At 66.6% G+C, this 16,141-nt stretch carries 16 protein-coding genes and 1 tRNA gene; 14 read left to right on the plus strand and 3 right to left on the minus strand.

All coding sequences use genetic code 11. The features are described from left to right. Positions 1–26: 26 nt before the first annotated feature. From NOF53_RS13145 to NOF53_RS13160, 4 genes are read left to right on the plus strand one after another with little or no spacing between them, the layout of a single operon-like run. Positions 27–713 (plus strand): biliverdin-producing heme oxygenase, encoded by a 687-nt coding sequence (locus tag NOF53_RS13145; RefSeq protein WP_255968898.1) that lies wholly within the window; start codon positions 27–29, stop codon positions 711–713. Further along, a complete protein-coding gene (locus tag NOF53_RS13150) occupies positions 710–1,750 on the plus strand; it encodes a heme/hemin ABC transporter substrate-binding protein (protein WP_255968900.1) in 1,041 nt (346 codons plus the stop codon). The genes NOF53_RS13145 and NOF53_RS13150 overlap by 4 nt, the downstream gene beginning before the upstream one ends. Then, positions 1,747–2,817, plus strand: a complete 1,071-nt coding sequence (locus NOF53_RS13155) for a FecCD family ABC transporter permease (protein ID WP_255968902.1) — start codon at positions 1,747–1,749, stop codon at positions 2,815–2,817. Before NOF53_RS13150 ends, NOF53_RS13155 begins: the two co-directional genes overlap by 4 nt. After that, positions 2,814–3,686, plus strand: coding sequence for a heme ABC transporter ATP-binding protein (locus tag NOF53_RS13160; protein WP_255968904.1), 873 nt, complete (start codon positions 2,814–2,816; stop codon positions 3,684–3,686). Before NOF53_RS13155 ends, NOF53_RS13160 begins: the two co-directional genes overlap by 4 nt. Before the next feature lie 15 nt (positions 3,687–3,701). On the opposite strand, the gene NOF53_RS13165 is transcribed toward NOF53_RS13160, so the two are convergent. Continuing rightward, positions 3,702–4,055, minus strand: a complete 354-nt coding sequence (locus NOF53_RS13165) for a hypothetical protein (RefSeq protein ID WP_255968906.1) — start codon at positions 4,053–4,055, stop codon at positions 3,702–3,704. A gap of 181 nt (positions 4,056–4,236) precedes the next feature. Here NOF53_RS13165 and NOF53_RS13170 point away from each other — a divergent pair, with 181 nt between their 5' ends. From NOF53_RS13170 to NOF53_RS13180, 3 genes are read left to right on the plus strand one after another with little or no spacing between them, the layout of a single operon-like run. After that, positions 4,237–5,247, plus strand: a complete 1,011-nt coding sequence (locus NOF53_RS13170) for a YncE family protein (protein ID WP_255968908.1) — start codon at positions 4,237–4,239, stop codon at positions 5,245–5,247. Next, positions 5,248–5,487, plus strand: coding sequence for a DUF5703 family protein (locus NOF53_RS13175; protein ID WP_255968909.1), 240 nt, complete (start codon positions 5,248–5,250; stop codon positions 5,485–5,487). 10 nt (positions 5,488–5,497) lie between these two features. Then, on the plus strand, positions 5,498–6,568 hold the full coding sequence (locus NOF53_RS13180) for a quinone-dependent dihydroorotate dehydrogenase (protein ID WP_255968911.1): 1,071 nt from the start codon (positions 5,498–5,500) through the stop codon (positions 6,566–6,568). Between the two features lie 67 nt (positions 6,569–6,635). Here NOF53_RS13180 and NOF53_RS13185 read toward each other — a convergent pair whose 3' ends face one another. Both NOF53_RS13185 and NOF53_RS13190 read right to left on the minus strand, forming a co-directional pair. Continuing rightward, positions 6,636–7,166, minus strand: coding sequence for a YbhB/YbcL family Raf kinase inhibitor-like protein (locus NOF53_RS13185; protein ID WP_255968913.1), 531 nt, complete (start codon positions 7,164–7,166; stop codon positions 6,636–6,638). 35 nt (positions 7,167–7,201) lie between these two features. After that, positions 7,202–8,554 carry a M20/M25/M40 family metallo-hydrolase gene (locus NOF53_RS13190; RefSeq protein WP_255968915.1) on the minus strand — a complete coding sequence of 451 codons (1,353 nt, stop codon included), beginning with the start codon at positions 8,552–8,554 and terminating at the stop codon, positions 7,202–7,204. Positions 8,555–8,661: 107 nt separating this feature from the next. On the opposite strand from NOF53_RS13190, the gene NOF53_RS13195 reads away from it, so the two are divergent. The 7 genes from NOF53_RS13195 (at position 8,662) to NOF53_RS13225 (ending at position 16,082) form a co-directional block, all read left to right on the plus strand. After that, positions 8,662–8,747: transfer RNA gene (locus tag NOF53_RS13195), tRNA-Leu, on the plus strand. Between the two features lie 72 nt (positions 8,748–8,819). Next, positions 8,820–10,274: an SDR family NAD(P)-dependent oxidoreductase gene (locus tag NOF53_RS13200; RefSeq protein ID WP_255968917.1), complete on the plus strand. Its 1,455-nt coding sequence runs from the start codon at positions 8,820–8,822 to the stop codon at positions 10,272–10,274. A 105-nt stretch (positions 10,275–10,379) separates the two neighbouring features. Beyond that, positions 10,380–10,796 (plus strand): universal stress protein, encoded by a 417-nt coding sequence (locus NOF53_RS13205; RefSeq protein ID WP_255968918.1) that lies wholly within the window; start codon positions 10,380–10,382, stop codon positions 10,794–10,796. A gap of 74 nt (positions 10,797–10,870) precedes the next feature. Further along, the gene (locus tag NOF53_RS13210; protein ID WP_255968920.1) at positions 10,871–11,281 is read left to right on the plus strand and encodes a DUF2784 domain-containing protein; all 411 of its coding nucleotides are present in this window, start codon (positions 10,871–10,873) and stop codon (positions 11,279–11,281) included. Positions 11,282–11,318: 37 nt separating this feature from the next. Beyond that, complete coding sequence (locus tag NOF53_RS13215; protein ID WP_255968922.1) at positions 11,319–12,563, plus strand: saccharopine dehydrogenase family protein; 1,245 nt, start codon at positions 11,319–11,321, stop codon at positions 12,561–12,563. A 264-nt stretch (positions 12,564–12,827) separates the two neighbouring features. Further along, positions 12,828–13,787: a sulfite exporter TauE/SafE family protein gene (locus tag NOF53_RS13220; protein WP_255968924.1), complete on the plus strand. Its 960-nt coding sequence runs from the start codon at positions 12,828–12,830 to the stop codon at positions 13,785–13,787. A gap of 111 nt (positions 13,788–13,898) precedes the next feature. Further along, positions 13,899–16,082, plus strand: a complete 2,184-nt coding sequence (locus NOF53_RS13225; RefSeq protein ID WP_255968925.1) for a malate synthase G — start codon at positions 13,899–13,901, stop codon at positions 16,080–16,082. The last annotated feature ends 59 nt before the right edge of the window (positions 16,083–16,141 follow it).

Here is a 16,141-nt window from a genome sequence, read left to right on the forward strand (position 1 = left end):
ATGTCGTTAGATCTGCAGGAGAGCCCATGACCACGCTGAACGAGGCCGACGCGGCCGATCGCCGAGCGGTCGGTTTCGCCGAGCGCATCAAGGACGGCACGGACGCCGCTCACCGCGAGACCGAACAGTCCCGATTCGTCGGAGCGTTGCTCGCCGGCGAGCTGACCCCCGACGGCTACGCCGAGCTGCTCGCCCAGACCTATCTCGTCTACCGCGAACTGGAAGACGCCGGACGCACCCACGCGGATGATCCGGTGGCCTCACCGTTCCTGTCCACGAAGCTGATCCGCGTTCCCGCCTTGGAAGCGGACCTGGCTTACCTGCGCGGCTCACACTGGCGCGACACCGTCTCCGCGCTGCCCGCCACCACCCGATACCTCGAGCGGTTGCGCGATGTGGCGTACGAGTGGCCCGCCGGTTTTGTTGCGCACCACTATATTCGGTATTTGGGCGACCTGTCGGGTGGTCAGATCATTCGCCGGATGCTCGAACGAGCGTACGGATACACCGAGGACGGTTTGCGGTTCTACATCTTCGACGAGATCCCGAAACCGAAAGTGTTCAAGGATGAGTACCGCGCGAAACTCGACGCCGCCCCGTTGTCGGCGGCCGATCAGCAGCGGGTGATCGACGAGGTGAACCTCGCGTATCGACTCAACGGTGCTCTGTTCGCCGATCTCGAGGCCGACATCGACAGCTACCTCGCGCGGTGAGGCGGGTGTTTCGCGGGCGCACTCATCGATCGCTTCTCGCCGTTGTAACAATCTTGCTCGTCGCCGCGGTCGGTGCTTCCGCATGCACGTCCCCCACCGGTGACGGCGGGGCTGGCGCCGGCGGTGCATCGACCGCGGTGCTGGACAATCTCGATCCGCACACGGTCGCCTCGACGGCCGCACCGGTGCTGCCGGTCACGGTCCGCAGCTTCGACGGCGTTGACGTCACGATCGACGACGTGAGCCGGATCGTGACCGCAGATCGATACGGCACCCTGACAGAGACGGTCTTCGCTCTCGGGCTCGGCGACAACGTGGTCGGCCGCGACATCGCCGCCGAGTTTCCCGCCGCAGCCGATGTACCGGTCGTGACGCCGGGCGGCCAGTCACTCAGCGCCGAGGCGATTCTCGATCTCGCGCCGACGGTCATACTCACCGACACCAGCATCGGACCGAAATCCGTTCAAGATCAATTAAGGGCGGCGGGCGTTCCGGTGGTCTACTTCGACCCGACTCGCACCCTCGACGGTGTCTCCCCGCAGATCATCGCAGTGGCGAACGCTCTCGGGGTGCCCGAGCGCGGAAGCGAACTCGCTGCCCGCACCGACGACGAGATCGCCGCGGCGCGCGGCCGGGCTCCCGAAGGCGAGGATCCCCTGAAGATCGCGTTCCTCTATCTGCGCGGCACCGCGATCACCATGATCGGCGGGCGGGGGTCCGGAGCCGACTCGTTGATCGAGGCTCTCGGAGCCGTCGACGCAGGCACGGCTTCCGGCATCACCCAGCAGTTCGCGCCCATCACCAGCGAGGCCATCATCGCGGCCGCACCCGATGTGATCCTGATGATGACGGGTGGCCTCGAATCGATCGGGGGGATCGACGGACTGGCGAAAGTTCCTGGTGTCGCGCAGACGCCGGCAGGGAAGAACCAGCGAGTCGTCGACATGGAGGACGGGGTGCTCCTCAGCTTCGGACCCAACACCGGTCGTGTGCTGGACGCCTTGGCAGACGCCGTCTATCAGCCGGCCGATCGATGAGTAGCGGCACCCTCGCACCCCCTGAGCCTTCTTCTCGTACACGCACCGGCATCGTCCTGGCCGGGCTGCTGATCGCTCTCGCGGTGGCGGCGGTGTCCTCCGCGTGCATCGGCCAGGTACCGACCGGCCCTGGTGAGGTGCTCGGCAGCATCCTTCACCGCGTAGGACTCGACGTCGGCCCGATGCCTGCCCATCCCAGCGGCGAGGTGACGCTGTGGGAGGTCCGTTTCCCCCGGGTCGTCCTCGCAATTCTCGTCGGCGCTGCACTCGGTTGCGCCGGTGCTCTACTGCAAGGCGTTTTCGCCAACCCCCTGGCCGAGCCTGGCGTCATCGGGGTCTCCGCCGGGGCAGCCGTCGGTGCGAGTGCCGCCATCGTCGTCGGCGGGGCGTTCGCCGCCGGGTGGACCGTTGCCGCGGCCGCGTTCGTCGCCGGCCTGGTCACGACCGTCGCCGTGTACGTCCTCGCCCGCCACGACGGTCGCACCGAGGTGGTCACCCTGGTACTCACCGGAGTCGCGGTCAATGCGTTCGCGGGCGGACTGATCGCGTTCTTCACCTTCATCGCGTCGCCGACCGCCCGTGATCAGATCGTCTTCTGGCAACTGGGCAGCCTCAACGGCGCCACGTGGAGTGCGGTCGCGGTAGTCGCGCCGATGACCGTCGCCGGTATCGCCGCCACCATGGTGATCGCGGCGAAGTTGGACCTGCTCTCGCTCGGCGAGAGCGCAGCGCGACATCTCGGACTCGACGTCGAGCGTCTGCGCCTGATCGCCGTCATCATCGTCGCCCTGCTGGTGTCGTCGAGCGTGGCCTTCACCGGAATCATTCTGTTCGTCGGCCTGGTGGTCCCCCATCTCATGCGCATCGCCGTGGGACCGGGCCACCGCGTGCTCGTTCCGGCAAGCGCGCTGTGCGGCTCGCTGGTGCTCCTCCTCGCCGACCTGGGCGCCCGGTCACTGGTAGCCAACGCGGACCTCCCCCTCGGCATGCTGACGGCGCTGGTCGGTGGACCGTTCTTCTTCTGGCTACTCCGCCGCACCCGGGCCAGCCAGGGCGGTTGGGCATGAGGCCCAGCCGCCTGCGGACGAGGGTCCGAGAAGTCCTCGCGCAGAACTTCCTGCGCCGAACCGATTCGGTTCCGCCGCGGCGGCCCGCAGGCGCGGTGACGCTGCGCGCCGTAGACATCGACGTGCTCCGCGGAGGCCGACCCGTACTGGGCAAGGTCTCGGTGGAGGTGCGCGTCGGCGAAGTTCTCGTTCTTGTCGGACCCAACGGGGCCGGCAAATCCACGCTCCTGGCGGCGATGTCGGGTGACCAGAGCGTGCAGTCGGGCAGCGTGCACCTCGACGACCGGGAAGTCGCCGCGTGGACACCCCTCGAGATGGCCCAGCGTCGCGCCGTCCTCCCCCAGCAGAACACGGTGGGATTCTCGTTCACCGCACGCCAAGTCATCACGATGGGCCGGTCCCCGTGGGCCAGAACCTCGCGGGCGGACGAGGACGGCAGCGCAGTGGCCGAGGCGATGAGAATCTGCGACGTCGAAGCGTTCGCCGATCGACCTTTCACCGCTCTCTCCGGCGGTGAGCGCGCCCGCGTCGCGCTGGCGCGCGTGCTAGCTCAGCGCACCGAGACGATCCTGCTCGACGAACCGACCGCAGCGCTCGACCTCGGGCACCAGGAGACGGTGATGCGGCTCGCGCGCGACCGTGCCCGCGACGGCAACGCGGTGGTGGTGGTACTCCACGATCTTGCGCTCGCCGCCGCCTACGCCGACCGGATCGTCGTTCTCGAAGCCGGCCGTGTCGCCGCCGACGGACCGCCCGGGAAGGTGCTGTCCCCGGAGCTGCTCACGCGCGTCTACGGGCACCCGGTCGAGGTCTTCGCACATCCGCTGACCGGCGCGCCCCTCGTACTTCCTCGACGTGACCGCCGATAGGGCAGGGTGGCGCTGTCACAGTCCGTCGATGACGGCGCCGAGGCGGCTCAGTACGGCGCGCACAGTCCGTCCGTCTTCCTGTCCGACGACGACCGAATCGGGGGTGGATACCGCATCCCGCACCACCGCGACGATGGAGCGTTCGTCGGTCAGGTCGATCTCGCGAATCGAGCGACGGGCCGTCGCGATGATGTCGTCCGGTGCCGGCACATCCGTCTCGGCATCCGCCCGGTAGACCTCGACGAAGAGGGTGCTCTTCCGCACGCGGAAGGCGTACGAGTTTCCCTCAGCGGTACGGCCGAAACCGTGTGCGTGCGGGCCGACCGAGACGTCTTCGACGGTGAACGTCGGTGTTTCGGGTGGTTCCACGGTGTTCTCCTCGATGACCTCGTCCAGTTGTCGGGGAACAGCCGGGCGTGGGGTCGATCGTCCTACGGTATCGCCTCGCGACGCGCTCGGCACCGACCGCTTTGCCCGGTGTTTCGCGAATCAGGGATGCTGGTGGACAGTTGTGCAGGTACGAACAGATGAGAAACCCGAGGAGCAGCGCATGGGTAGACCGGGAGCGCGCGTTGTCGCGTGGTGTGTCGGAATGGCATTTCTGCTGGTCGCAGGCTGCTCGTCCAACAACGACGAGGAAAGGGCACCCACGATGGTGCCGGCCGGCGCAGCCCAGTCGCCCGCGCAGTCCACGACGCCTGCCGGGGTCGTCCATCCGCTCGGGCAGCCGATCGAGTCCGTCACAATCGACTCCGAGACTCGCACCGCCGTGGTTCTGCTCGCCGACCGGAGGGAAATCCTTCTGTTCGCCGGTCTCGACCTTGCCGGCGCACCGCGTTCGATTCGGGTGGACGAGCCCGTCACCCAGGTGTCCCTCGCCCCCGGCGGGACTGCACTCCTCGCCATGAACGACCAGGTGGGACGGCTGGATCTCCGGTCCGCCGAGCTCAGCTCCGTCCCTGCAGAGGGGGACGTGCGGTCGGTCGCGCAGCTGCCCGACGGACGGCTGGCCATCGGACTCGGAAATGGTGAAATTCACATCACCGGCGCCGAGGGGATCGCGTCACAAGTGATCGACGGATTGACATCCGTGGATGCGCTGGCAGTGGTCGGCGAGTCGCTCACCGCGCTCGACCGCGGTCAGACGTCCGTCACGGAGGTCGACGTGCCGAATGCGTCGCTCGGCGCCGCTCTCCGGGCTGGTGAAGGTGCGACACAACTCACCACCGATCACTTCGGTCGCATCCTGGTGACCGATACGGCCGGCGACGAACTGCTGGCATACACGACGGACACGCTGATGCTCCGCCAGCGGTTCCCGGCGGGAGACGCGCCCTACGGCGTCGCCTACGACGACGACGCCAACCGGGCGTGGGTCACGTCGACCGGCACGAACGAAGTGGTCGGATACGACCTCTCCAGCGGTGTCGGTGTGGAAACCGCGCGCTATCCCACCGTCCGCCAGCCCAACTCGATCGCCGTGGACACCGTCAGCGGTGATCTGCTCATCGGTTCCGGCACGGGTGACGGATTGCAGCAGATACCGACGAGGAGTCCATAGATGTCGTTGCATTCACGCCGTCTACCCTCCGGGTGGGAGATCGAGTCCGAAGACTTCGAGTACGTGCCGCTGCGGTTGCCGCCCGACGTCACCCGCGTCAGTGCGTCGATGAGGCTCGCTATTCAGGCGGAGTTCGGTGGCTGGGAGCTGTCGCGGGTGCGCCTGTACTCCGACGGCAGCCGCCGCGTGCTGCTCAAACGAAGAAAGACCACCCACCATGTCCCCGACCCGGCAATCTAGGGAGACCCCGTTGTATCACCTGCTCCTGCGGCTGATGTTCCTCGTTCCCCCGGAGCGGATTCATCATCTGGCATTCACGGCGATGCGCCTCGCGACACGCGTGACCCCGCTGAGACAGCTGGTCGGCAAGGTTCTCGTGGTCGATGATCCGGTACTGCGGAACACCGTGTTCGGCCTGGAATTCCCGGCTCCGCTGGGACTGGCCGCGGGCTTCGACAAGGACGCCACTGGTGTGGACGCCTGGGGACCGCTGGGATTCGGTTTCGCCGAGGTGGGCACCGTGACGGCGCAGGCTCAGCCCGGCAATCCGGCTCCCCGCCTGTTCCGGCTGCCCGCCGACCGCGCTCTGATCAACCGGATGGGGTTCAACAACCACGGCGCAGGCAATGCCGCGAACCACCTGCGGCAGCGACGCCCCGGTGTTCCGATCGGGGCGAACATCGGCAAGACCAAGATCGTCGACGCCGCCGATGCGCCCGCCGATTACACCGAGAGTGCACGCCTTCTCGGCCCCCTGGCCGATTTCATGGTGGTCAACGTCAGTTCGCCCAACACGCCGGGACTGCGCGACCTGCAAGCTGTCGAGTCGCTGCGGCCGTTGCTTCAAGCAGTACAGGACACCGTCAGCGTTCCCGTTCTGGTGAAGATCGCCCCCGATCTGTCGGATGAAGACGTCGACGCCGTCGCTGATCTCGCGGTCGAGTTGGGCCTCGCCGGAATCGTCGCCACCAACACCACAATTCGACGCGACGGTCTGCGTACTCCGGAATCGGAGGTCATCGCACTCGGTGCGGGCGGGCTGTCGGGCGCCCCGGTCGCGGAGCGTTCCTTGGAGGTGCTGCGCCGCCTGCACGCGCGGGTCGGCGATCGACTGGTGCTGATCTCCGTGGGCGGGATCGAGACCGCCGAGCAGGCGTGGGAACGCATCCTCGCCGGTGCTTCGCTGGTGCAGGGGTATACCGGGTTCATCTACGGCGGACCGTTCTGGGCGCGCCGCATCCACATGGGATTGGCGCGAAAGGTCCGGGAGGCGGGATTCCGCAGTATTGCGGAGGCGGTGGGCGCAGGCTCCGTCCGCTGACACGGGCGCTCCGACGACGGTGGCCGGCGATCTTCTGAGAAGATCGCCGGCCACCGTCGTCTCGAAACTACTGCTCGTAGGTGGCGGTGATCCTCGCCCGTGCGATGGCATGGGAGAAGAGATTGAATCCGAGAAACGCGGGAGTGGAATCCTCGTTCACGCCGTCGAGGGTATCTACGTCCAGGGCATGGACGGCAACGATGTAGCGGTGGGGGCCGTGACCCTCCGGCGGGGCCGCACCGAGGAATCGACGAAGTCCGGCGTCGTTCTTCAGCGTGATCGCACCGTTCGGCAGCCCGGTTCCGTCGTCGTCGCCTGCGCCGTTCACCAGCGTGGTCGTGTCGGCCGGAATGTTGGCCACCGCCCAGTGCCAGAATCCGGACGCCGTCGGTGCGTCTGGGTCGTACACCGTCACCGCGAAACTCTTGGTTTCGGCAGGGAACCCCGACCACGACAGCTGCGGTGAGTTGTCGTAGCCGCCGGCGCCGAAGATCCCGCTGACCTGGTCCTTCTCCAGCGGCCGTCCGTCGGTGACGTCAGCGGAGGTCAGCTCGAAACTCGGCAGGTCGGGAAGTGCCTCGTACGGGTCGTAGGACATGCGGTTCCTCTCTTGTCGCGAATGGGCGATGGGGATCAGCTGTGGAGCAGAAAATGCTCCAGCACACGCGTTCCGAACAGTAGTGCGTCCACGGGTACCCGTTCGTCGACGCCGTGGAACAGGGCACTGAAGTCGAGGTCGGGCGGCAGCTGCAGGGGCGCGAAGCCGAAGCACCGGATACCGAGCTTGGCGAATGCCTTGGCGTCGGTGCCACCGGACAGCATGTACGGCACGGTCCGGGCGCCGGGATCGTGCGCGAGAATCGCTTCGCTCATGGCGTCTACCAGGTGACCGTCGAATGTCGTTTCGTAGGAGTCGAGGTTGGTGATCCACTCCCGCTGGACGTCCGGCCCGATCAACTCGTCGACAGTTGCCTCGAACTCGGCCTGACGACCGGGCAGAATCCGGCAGTCGACCACGGCCTCCGCGGTCTGCGGGATGACGTTGGCCTTGTAGCCGGCGGACAGCATGGTCGGGTTCGCCGTGTCCCGCAGTGTGGCGCCGATGATGTTGGCGATACTGCCCAGTTTGGCCAAGGTGCCGTCGAGGTCCGGCGACTGCGCATCGAAGTCGAGGCCCGTCTCCTCCCCCGCAGCCGCGAGGAACTCGGCCACCGAATCCGAAATGACCAGCGGAAAGGTGTGCGCACCCAGTCGGGCGACTGCCTGCGCGAGGATGGTGACGGCATTGTCGGTGTGCAGGAACGATCCGTGACCGGCCCTGCCCTTGGCTGTCAGGCGCATCCAGCCGAGACCCTTTTCCGCGGTCTCCACCAGATACAGCCGTCGCTCGGTGCCATCCGGACGCGGAACGGTGAGCGAGAAGCCCCCGACCTCACCGACGGCCTCGGTGACACCCTCGAACAGATCGGGACGATTCTGTACGAGCCACTGGCAGCCGTACTTGCCCCCGGCCTCCTCGTCGGCGACGAACGCGAACACGAGATCGCGCGGCGGAACGATTCCCTCGGCCTTGAACTGGCGGGCCACCGCCAGGATCATGCCGACCATGTCCTTCATGTCGACCGCGCCCCGGCCCCACACGTAGCCGTCCTCGACGGCGCCGGAGAACGGGTGGACGCGCCAGTCGGCCGGCTCGGCAGGCACGACGTCGAGGTGACCGTGCAACATCAGCGCACCGCGGGTGGGGTCCGATCCTTTCAGTCGCGCGAAGACGTTCCCGCGTCCCGGCGCCCCTGATTCGACGTATTCCGTCTCGTAACCCACTTCCTGGAGCCGAGCGGCAACCCACTCCGCACACTCACGCTCACCCTTGGTCGTGGCGAGTTCCCCGGTGTTGGACGTGTCGAAGCGGATCAGTGAGCTCACGAGCTCGACGACCTCGGCTTCGGCGCGACCCCGGCCTGGCGTTTCCTGTGTAGTCGGCACTCCACTTTCCTACCACCGCGCCATGGGAAACGCTCAGGTGAGAGGGGCGATTTGGGCCGGGGCGCTTCATCAGATAGTCTTTCCCAGCGCCCAGGAAATGGGTGCGAGTCCGAGTGGCGGAATGGCAGACGCGCTAGCTTGAGGTGCTAGTGTCCTATTAACGGACGTGGGGGTTCAAGTCCCCCCTCGGACACTCTGAGTTGAGACAGACGAAAAGGCCCCGGTTCATCGAACCGGGGCCTTCTTCGTGAGAGGGCGAAGTTCGATGGGTGAAACAGCGACGGGAATCGATCCGGCAGATCTGGAGATCTGTTTGCGGGTTCTCGATCAGGCGGCGGGACTGGACGAATCCGACCCTGATTCGGTCACCGTCCAGCGCGCCGTAGGCCATCTCTTCAAGAAGCTGAAGAAGCGGCGACGCCTCGCTGCCCGTGATGCCGTCGCCGAGGCGGACCGTCTGGTGGTCGCTGCCACGGCGACCGGGTCGCCCGATCGGATCGACGACGAGACCGCCGGTATTCCCCTCACGTCGAACGCGGACGGCGCCACCGCGGGAACACTGATCCGCCCTCGCCCGTGCTACATCTGCAAGCAGCGGTACACGCGGGTCGACGCGTTCTATCACCAACTGTGCCCAGACTGCGCCGGGAAGAGCCGGGCCAAGCGGGACGCACGCACCGACCTCTCCGGTCGCCGGGCCCTCCTCACCGGTGGTCGCGCCAAGATCGGGATGTACATCGCGTTGCGTTTGCTCCGCGACGGTGCACACACCACGATCACCACGCGATTCCCGAACGATGCGATCCGCCGATTCAAGGCGATGGAGGACAGTGCCGACTGGATCCACCGTCTGCGCGTCGTGGGTATCGACCTGCGCGACCCTGCGCAGGTGGTCGCGCTCGCCGATTCCGTTGCGGCGCAGGGCCCGCTCGACATCCTCATCAACAATGCCGCCCAGACTGTGCGACGCTCCCCCGGCGCCTACAGCGCTCTGGCGGACGCGGAATCCGGGGCACTGCCCGCAGGCGTTCTTCCCGATGTCCTGACGTTCGGAAAGACCAGCGACGCGCACCCGGCCGCCCTGGCCGGCTCTTTGTCCGACGTGTCAGCGATGGCAAGCGCAACCATGGCGCCCGAGTCGGTCAGCTCACTCGCACTCGTGGCCAAGTCGGCCTCTCCGGATCGCATCGCGCAGGGCCTCGCGATCGACGCCGGCGGTCTCCTGCCCGATCTCGCGCACACCAACAGTTGGGTCCAGACGGTCGAGGAGGTCGACCCGATCGAGCTGCTCGAAGTGCAACTGTGCAACTCGGTCGCGCCGTTCATCCTGGTATCCCGGCTGCGTCCGGCGATGGCGGCGGCCGCCGCCCGCCGCAAGTACGTGGTGAACGTCTCGGCAATGGAAGGTCAGTTCAGCCGGGCCTACAAGGGACCGGGGCATCCGCACACCAATATGGCGAAGGCCGCGCTGAACATGCTGACGCGGACCAGCTCCAAGGAAATGCTCGACGACGGCATCCTGATGACCGCAGTCGACACCGGCTGGATCACCGACGAGCGACCGCACTACACAAAGATGCGGCTGGCCGACGAAGGCTTCCACGCGCCCCTCGACCTCGTCGACGGGGCGGCACGGGTCTACGACCCGATCGTGCAGGGCGAGCAGGGCGTCGACCTGCACGGCTGCTTCCTGAAGGATTACGAACCCTCCCCCTGGTGACCGAGCACTCCTCCCGGCGCGCCCAGAGAGCATCGACACAGCCGAAGCACACTGGTACACGGGGATAATGGGGTGGTAACGAATCCTGAACTGGAGGCACCACACATGGCGATCGCCGTTGTCCACCGAGACAGCCCCGAGGGCCGGGCAGCAATCGTCCACGCCGCCCGTGAGGCCGTGCAACGACACGAACAGCTCGTGGTTCTCTCCGTTGTGGACGAGGTCCCGGAGCAGGACGCCGAGTCGGACCGCTCCGCTCTGTGCGCCGAAGTTCAGGCCACGCTCGAGGGCAACGGCGTCGGCGAGGCCTCGTGGGAGTTGCGCACCCAGGCGGGCGATGGCGACCACGCCAGCGCCCTCCATACCTTGGTGGACCGCAGTGGTGCCGACCTCCTCGTCGTGGGTACCCGTCGGATGTCCCCGATCGGGAAGTTCCTCCTCGAACGATGGCTGCAACGTCTCCTGCTCGAGGTCGACATTCCAGTTCTCGTCGTCAAGGAAGAACTGCACGGATCCGCCTGACCGCACTTCCGACGGTCGGCCTTTGCCGCGCCTAGGATGACAGGGCGGATGGTCCAGGGAGCAGGAGTACACCGATGGGGAGTGCGGCTTTCTACAGGGTGATTGCCGACGCGACGGTCGTCGTGCATTTGGCCTTCATCGTCTATGTCACCGCGGGGGGCTTCCTCGCCTGGCGTCTGCCGCGCACGATCAGCCTCCACCTCGCTGCAGTCGCCTGGGGTTTCACCGGACTTCTCGTGGGCATCGACTGCCCGCTCACTCACCTCGAGAGCTGGGCCCGGGTCCAGGCCGGACAGGATCCGCTGCCGTCCTCCGGCTTCATCGACCACTACCTCACCGGAGTTCTCTACCCGGAGTCCGCCGCCGGAGCGATCCAGACGTCGGTGGCCCTCGGTGTCGTCCTGTCCTGGGCTGGGTACGGAGTTCTCCGTGTCCGGGCCCGCACGGCACTCGCGCACAACCCTTCCGGTCACGCCGGTTCGTAGCCACGGAACGACCGCCCCGGCTTGTAGTGTCGGAGCCATGACAGACAGCGCACGTGAACTGGACCTGGTCGTCTACGGGGCTACCGGCTTCGTCGGCAAGCTTCTCGCCGACTATCTCGCCCGCACGGCCCCCGAAGACGTACGAATCGGCCTCGCCGGACGCTCGCAGGCCAAGCTCGAATCGGTGCGATCGTCGCTCGGCCCCCGCGCGGCGCAGTGGCCGGTCATCGTCGCGAACTCGGACGATCCGCAGTCGCTCGCCGACCTGGCCGCCCGCACCAGAGTTGTCGCCACCACAGTGGGTCCCTACGCCAAGTACGGACACGGCCTCGTCGCCGCCTGCGCCGAGGCCGGCACCGACTACGCCGACCTCACAGGCGAGGTCCTGTTCGCTCGCGACAGCATCGACGCCAACCATGACAAAGCCCGGGAAACCGGCGCACGAATCGTGCACTCCTGCGGTTTCGACTCCATTCCGTCGGACATCGGAGTTCACGTGCTCCACGAGGCCGTTCAGGCGGACGGGGCCGGTGAACTCACCGACACCACCTTGGTCGTCACCTCACTCAGAGGCGGCGTGAGCGGAGGGACCATCGATTCCCTCCGCACCCAGGTCGATGTGTCGAAGAAAGATTCGGCGCTGCGCAGGCTCGCGGCGTCGCCCTACTCACTGAGCCCGGACCGGTCTCAGGAACCCGACCTCGGAAAGCAATCCGATGTCAGCGTGGTGAACGGTAAGGACATCGCCCCCGAACTCGAAGGGTGGAAAGCCCCGTTCGTCATGGCGTCGTACAACACCCGAGTGGTTCGGCGCAGCAACGCGCTCAGGAAGTGGGCGTACGGCCGTGAATTCAAGTATCGGGAGGTTATGAGCGTCGGCAAGTCGCCGGTCTCACCCGTGATCGCGGGTGCCGTGGCAGCCGGTCTGGGCGGTCTGGTGCTCGGCCTCAGCGTTCCGCCCACGCGCTACCTCCTCGATCGGGTGCTTCCCGCACCCGGCGAAGGTCCGAGCGAGGATGCGCAACGCAAAGGCCACTTCACGATCGATATCTACACGACCACCACAACAGGTACGCGGTACACCGCTCGGGTGAAGGCTCAAGGCGATCCCGGCTATCGTGCCACCGCGGTCATGCTCGGTGAATCTGCGCTGAGCCTGGTTCTCGGCGGCGATGCGCTCCCCGACGCGGCCGGTGTGCTGACGCCGGCGACGGCGCTCGGCGATGTCCTGGTCACCCGTCTCCGCGACGCGGGCCTGGAAATCTCGGCACGCAAACTGTGACCGGTTGGGCGGGTCGACATGACAGGCCTCGACCCGTCCCGCTAATGTCGAACGACGTGCGCGGGTCGACCGCGCCCTCGTCTACGGCATACGGAGTGTCCATGAACGGCTCGAGTGCGATGTCAGGCCCCGCGGTCGCGCTCGCTCTCATGCCGTTCTGGCCGTCGCGCCGGGGTCATGCTTTCGACCAGGGATGTTGCTGACCGGCCCTCGGGCCGGTCTTTCACTGTCCTGACGTTCGCATTTCCCTCGCTCGGAGTCCCGATGTTCAAGCTCTTGATTTTCACGCTGGTCGGCGTGGGTGCCCAGTTGGTTGACGGAGCGCTCGGGATGGCATTCGGTGTGACGGCCACGACCCTGCTCGTCTTCAGCGGCGTCGGACCGGCGCACGCGAGCGCTGCTGTGCACTTCGCGGAGGTCGGGACCACCCTCGCGTCGGGGGCGGCGCATTGGCGATTCCGCAACATCGACTGGGCGCTCGTCCTGCGGCTCGGCGTGCCCGGCGCGATCGGGTCCTTCTTCGGCGCTGTCCTGCTGTCTCACCTGTCGACCGCGGCGGCGGTCCCGGTGACGGCCACCATTCTGCTGGCCATCGGAATCTATGTGCTGCTCCGATTCTCGATTCGCCCTCCCACGGTGGACGGCGCCCGAACATCACCCCACACGGCCGCTTTCCTCTCGCCGCTGGGTCTGTTCGGTGGGTTCATCGACGCCAGCGGTGGAGGTGGTTGGGGTCCGATCACGTCGAGCACTCTGCTCTCGCGCGGCAGGACCGCACCGCGGACCGTCATCGGGTCTGTCAGCGCCTCGGAGTTCCTGGTCTCCGCTGCTGCCAGTCTCGGCTTCATCTTCGGTCTCGGTAGCGCTTTTTTCGACAACCTGCTGATCATCGCGGGGCTGGCTCTCGGCGGGGTCCTCGCCGCCCCCCTGGCAGCCTGGCTGGTGAGCCGAGTCCCCGCGACTCTGCTCGGGACGGGTGTCGGCGGAATCATCGTCATCACCAACGCGCAGAAGCTCTTCGCGACATTCGACGTGAGCGGGGCGGTGTCCGCGGTCGGCTATATCGCACTCGTCGCGCTGTGGGCAGGACTACTGGTGGTCGCATGGCGCCGCCTCAGCGCGGCCGAGGCGGCTGGCGACTTGCAGCGTGTCGGCTCCGACATCACGGTGTCCGCACTGTCGGAGAGCCCGGTCTTCGCGCCCACCACCGGCGGGAAGGGCTGAGCGCATCCGAGAGGCGGATGTCCTCGGCCGCACGCCTTTACTCCCAGGTAACATTGGTCGCGATTCATGGCACCCGTCCGGTGCTCCGATAGCGGAAGAGTGAGGCTATTCATGACTGAGCGTGTTCAGGTCGGCGGTCTTCAGGTCGCCAAGGTTCTCTACGACTTCGTCGGGAATGAAGCTCTTCCCGGCACCGGAGTCGATGTCGACGCCTTCTGGGCGGGCGCCGACAAGGTTGTTCACGACCTCGCGCCGAAGAACCGGAACCTCCTCGCGAAGCGTGACGAACTGCAGTCCCGCATCGACGGGTGGCACCGCGACCGTGCGGGCAAGCAGATCGACCCAGCGGAGTACAAGGCATTCCTCGAGGAGATCGGCTACCTTGTTCCCGCTCCGGAACCGTTCGAGGTGTCCACCGCGAACGTCGACACCGAGATCACGTCGACGGCCGGCCCGCAGTTGGTCGTGCCCGTTCTGAACGCGAGGTTCGCTCTCAACGCCTCGAATGCGCGGTGGGGATCGCTGTACGACGCGCTCTACGGCACCAACGCCATCTCCGAGGAAGGCGGCGCCGAGAAGGGCAGCGGATACAACAAGGTCCGCGGCGACAAGGTGATCGCCTGGGCTCGCCAGTTCCTCGATACCGCGGCGCCTCTCACTTCCGGGTCGCACTCCGACGCCACCCGGTACTTCGTCGACGGGGCAGAGCTGAAGGTCGAACTCGACGGCGGTGACCTCACAACGCTCGCACAGCCGGAGAAGTTCGTCGGCTACCTCGGCGAGAAGGATGCCCCCACGAGCGTTCTGCTGCGCAACAACGGATTGCACGCCGAAATCCAGATCGACGCCGAGTCCCCGATCGGCAAGACCGACGCTGCCGGCGTCAAGGACGTCGTCCTCGAGTCCGCGGTCACTACGATCATGGACTTCGAGGACTCGGTTGCCGCCGTCGACGCGGACGACAAGGTGATCGGCTACCGGAACTGGCTCGGCCTCAACCGCGGCGACCTGGTCGAGGAGATCGCGAAGGGCGGCAAGTCCTTCACGCGTAAGCTGAACGCCGACCGCACGTACACTGCACCCGACGGCAGTGAACTCTCACTGCACGGACGGTCGCTGCTGTTCGTCCGCAACGTCGGTCACCTGATGACCAACCCGGCAGTCCTCGACTCGGACGGCAACGAAGTGCCCGAGGGCATCCTCGACGCCCTCGTGACCAGTCTCTGCGCCGTGCACGGCTTGTCCATCAGCGAGGCCAACGGCCCCCTCGACAACAGCCGTACCGGGTCGATCTACATCGTCAAGCCGAAGCAGCACGGTCCCGAGGAAGTCGCGTTCACCACCGAACTCTTCAGCCGCGTCGAAGAGATTCTCGGTCTGCCCGCCAACACCCTCAAGGTCGGGATCATGGACGAGGAGCGCCGCACCACGGTCAACCTCGCTGCCTGCATCAAGGAGGCGTCCGAGCGGGTGGTGTTCATCAACACCGGCTTCCTCGACCGCACCGGCGACGAAATCCACACCTCGATGGAGGCCGGGCCGATGGTGCGCAAGGCCGAGATGAAGAAGCAGAAGTGGATCGCCGCCTACGAGGACTGGAACGTCGACACCGGCCTGGCCACCGGCCTGCAGGGCAAGGCCCAGATCGGTAAGGGCATGTGGGCGATGACCGAGTTGATGGCCGAGATGCTCGAGCAGAAGATCGGTCACCCGCAGGCCGGCGCGAACACCGCATGGGTTCCGTCCCCCACCGGCGCCACCTTGCACGCCACCCACTACCACCAGGTCGACGTCTTCGCGGTTCAGGACGAGTTGAAGGGCGAGCCTCGCGCGACCCTCGACGACATCCTGACCATTCCCCTGGCCCCGAGCACCGACTGGTCCGACGCCGAGAAGAAGGAGGAGCTGGACAACAACTGCCAGTCCATCCTCGGTTACGTCGTCCGCTGGGTCACCGCCGGCGTCGGCTGCTCGAAGGTGCCCGACATTCACGACGTCGCACTGATGGAAGACCGTGCCACGCTGCGGATTTCCAGCCAGCTCCTCGCGAACTGGCTGCGGCACGACATCGTCTCCGAGGCCGACGTCGTCGCCAGCCTCGAGCGGATGGCACCGGTCGTCGACCGCCAGAACGAGGCCGACGTCACCTATCGCCCGATGGCACCGAATTTCGACGCCAGCATTGCATTCCAGGCGGCGAAGGAACTGATCCTCGAAGGCGGCAAGCAGCCCAGCGGTTACACGGAGCCGATCCTGCACCGCCGTCGTCGCGAGTACAAGGCCGCCAACGCCTGAGTAACGCGTTATGGTGAGCGGCCCTCGTCATGCTCCCGGTGACGAGGGTCGCTTTTCAG

The sequence above is a fragment of the Rhodococcus tibetensis genome (genome assembly GCF_024438035.1).
GTDB lineage: Bacteria > Actinomycetota > Actinomycetes > Mycobacteriales > Mycobacteriaceae > Rhodococcus_F > Rhodococcus_F tibetensis.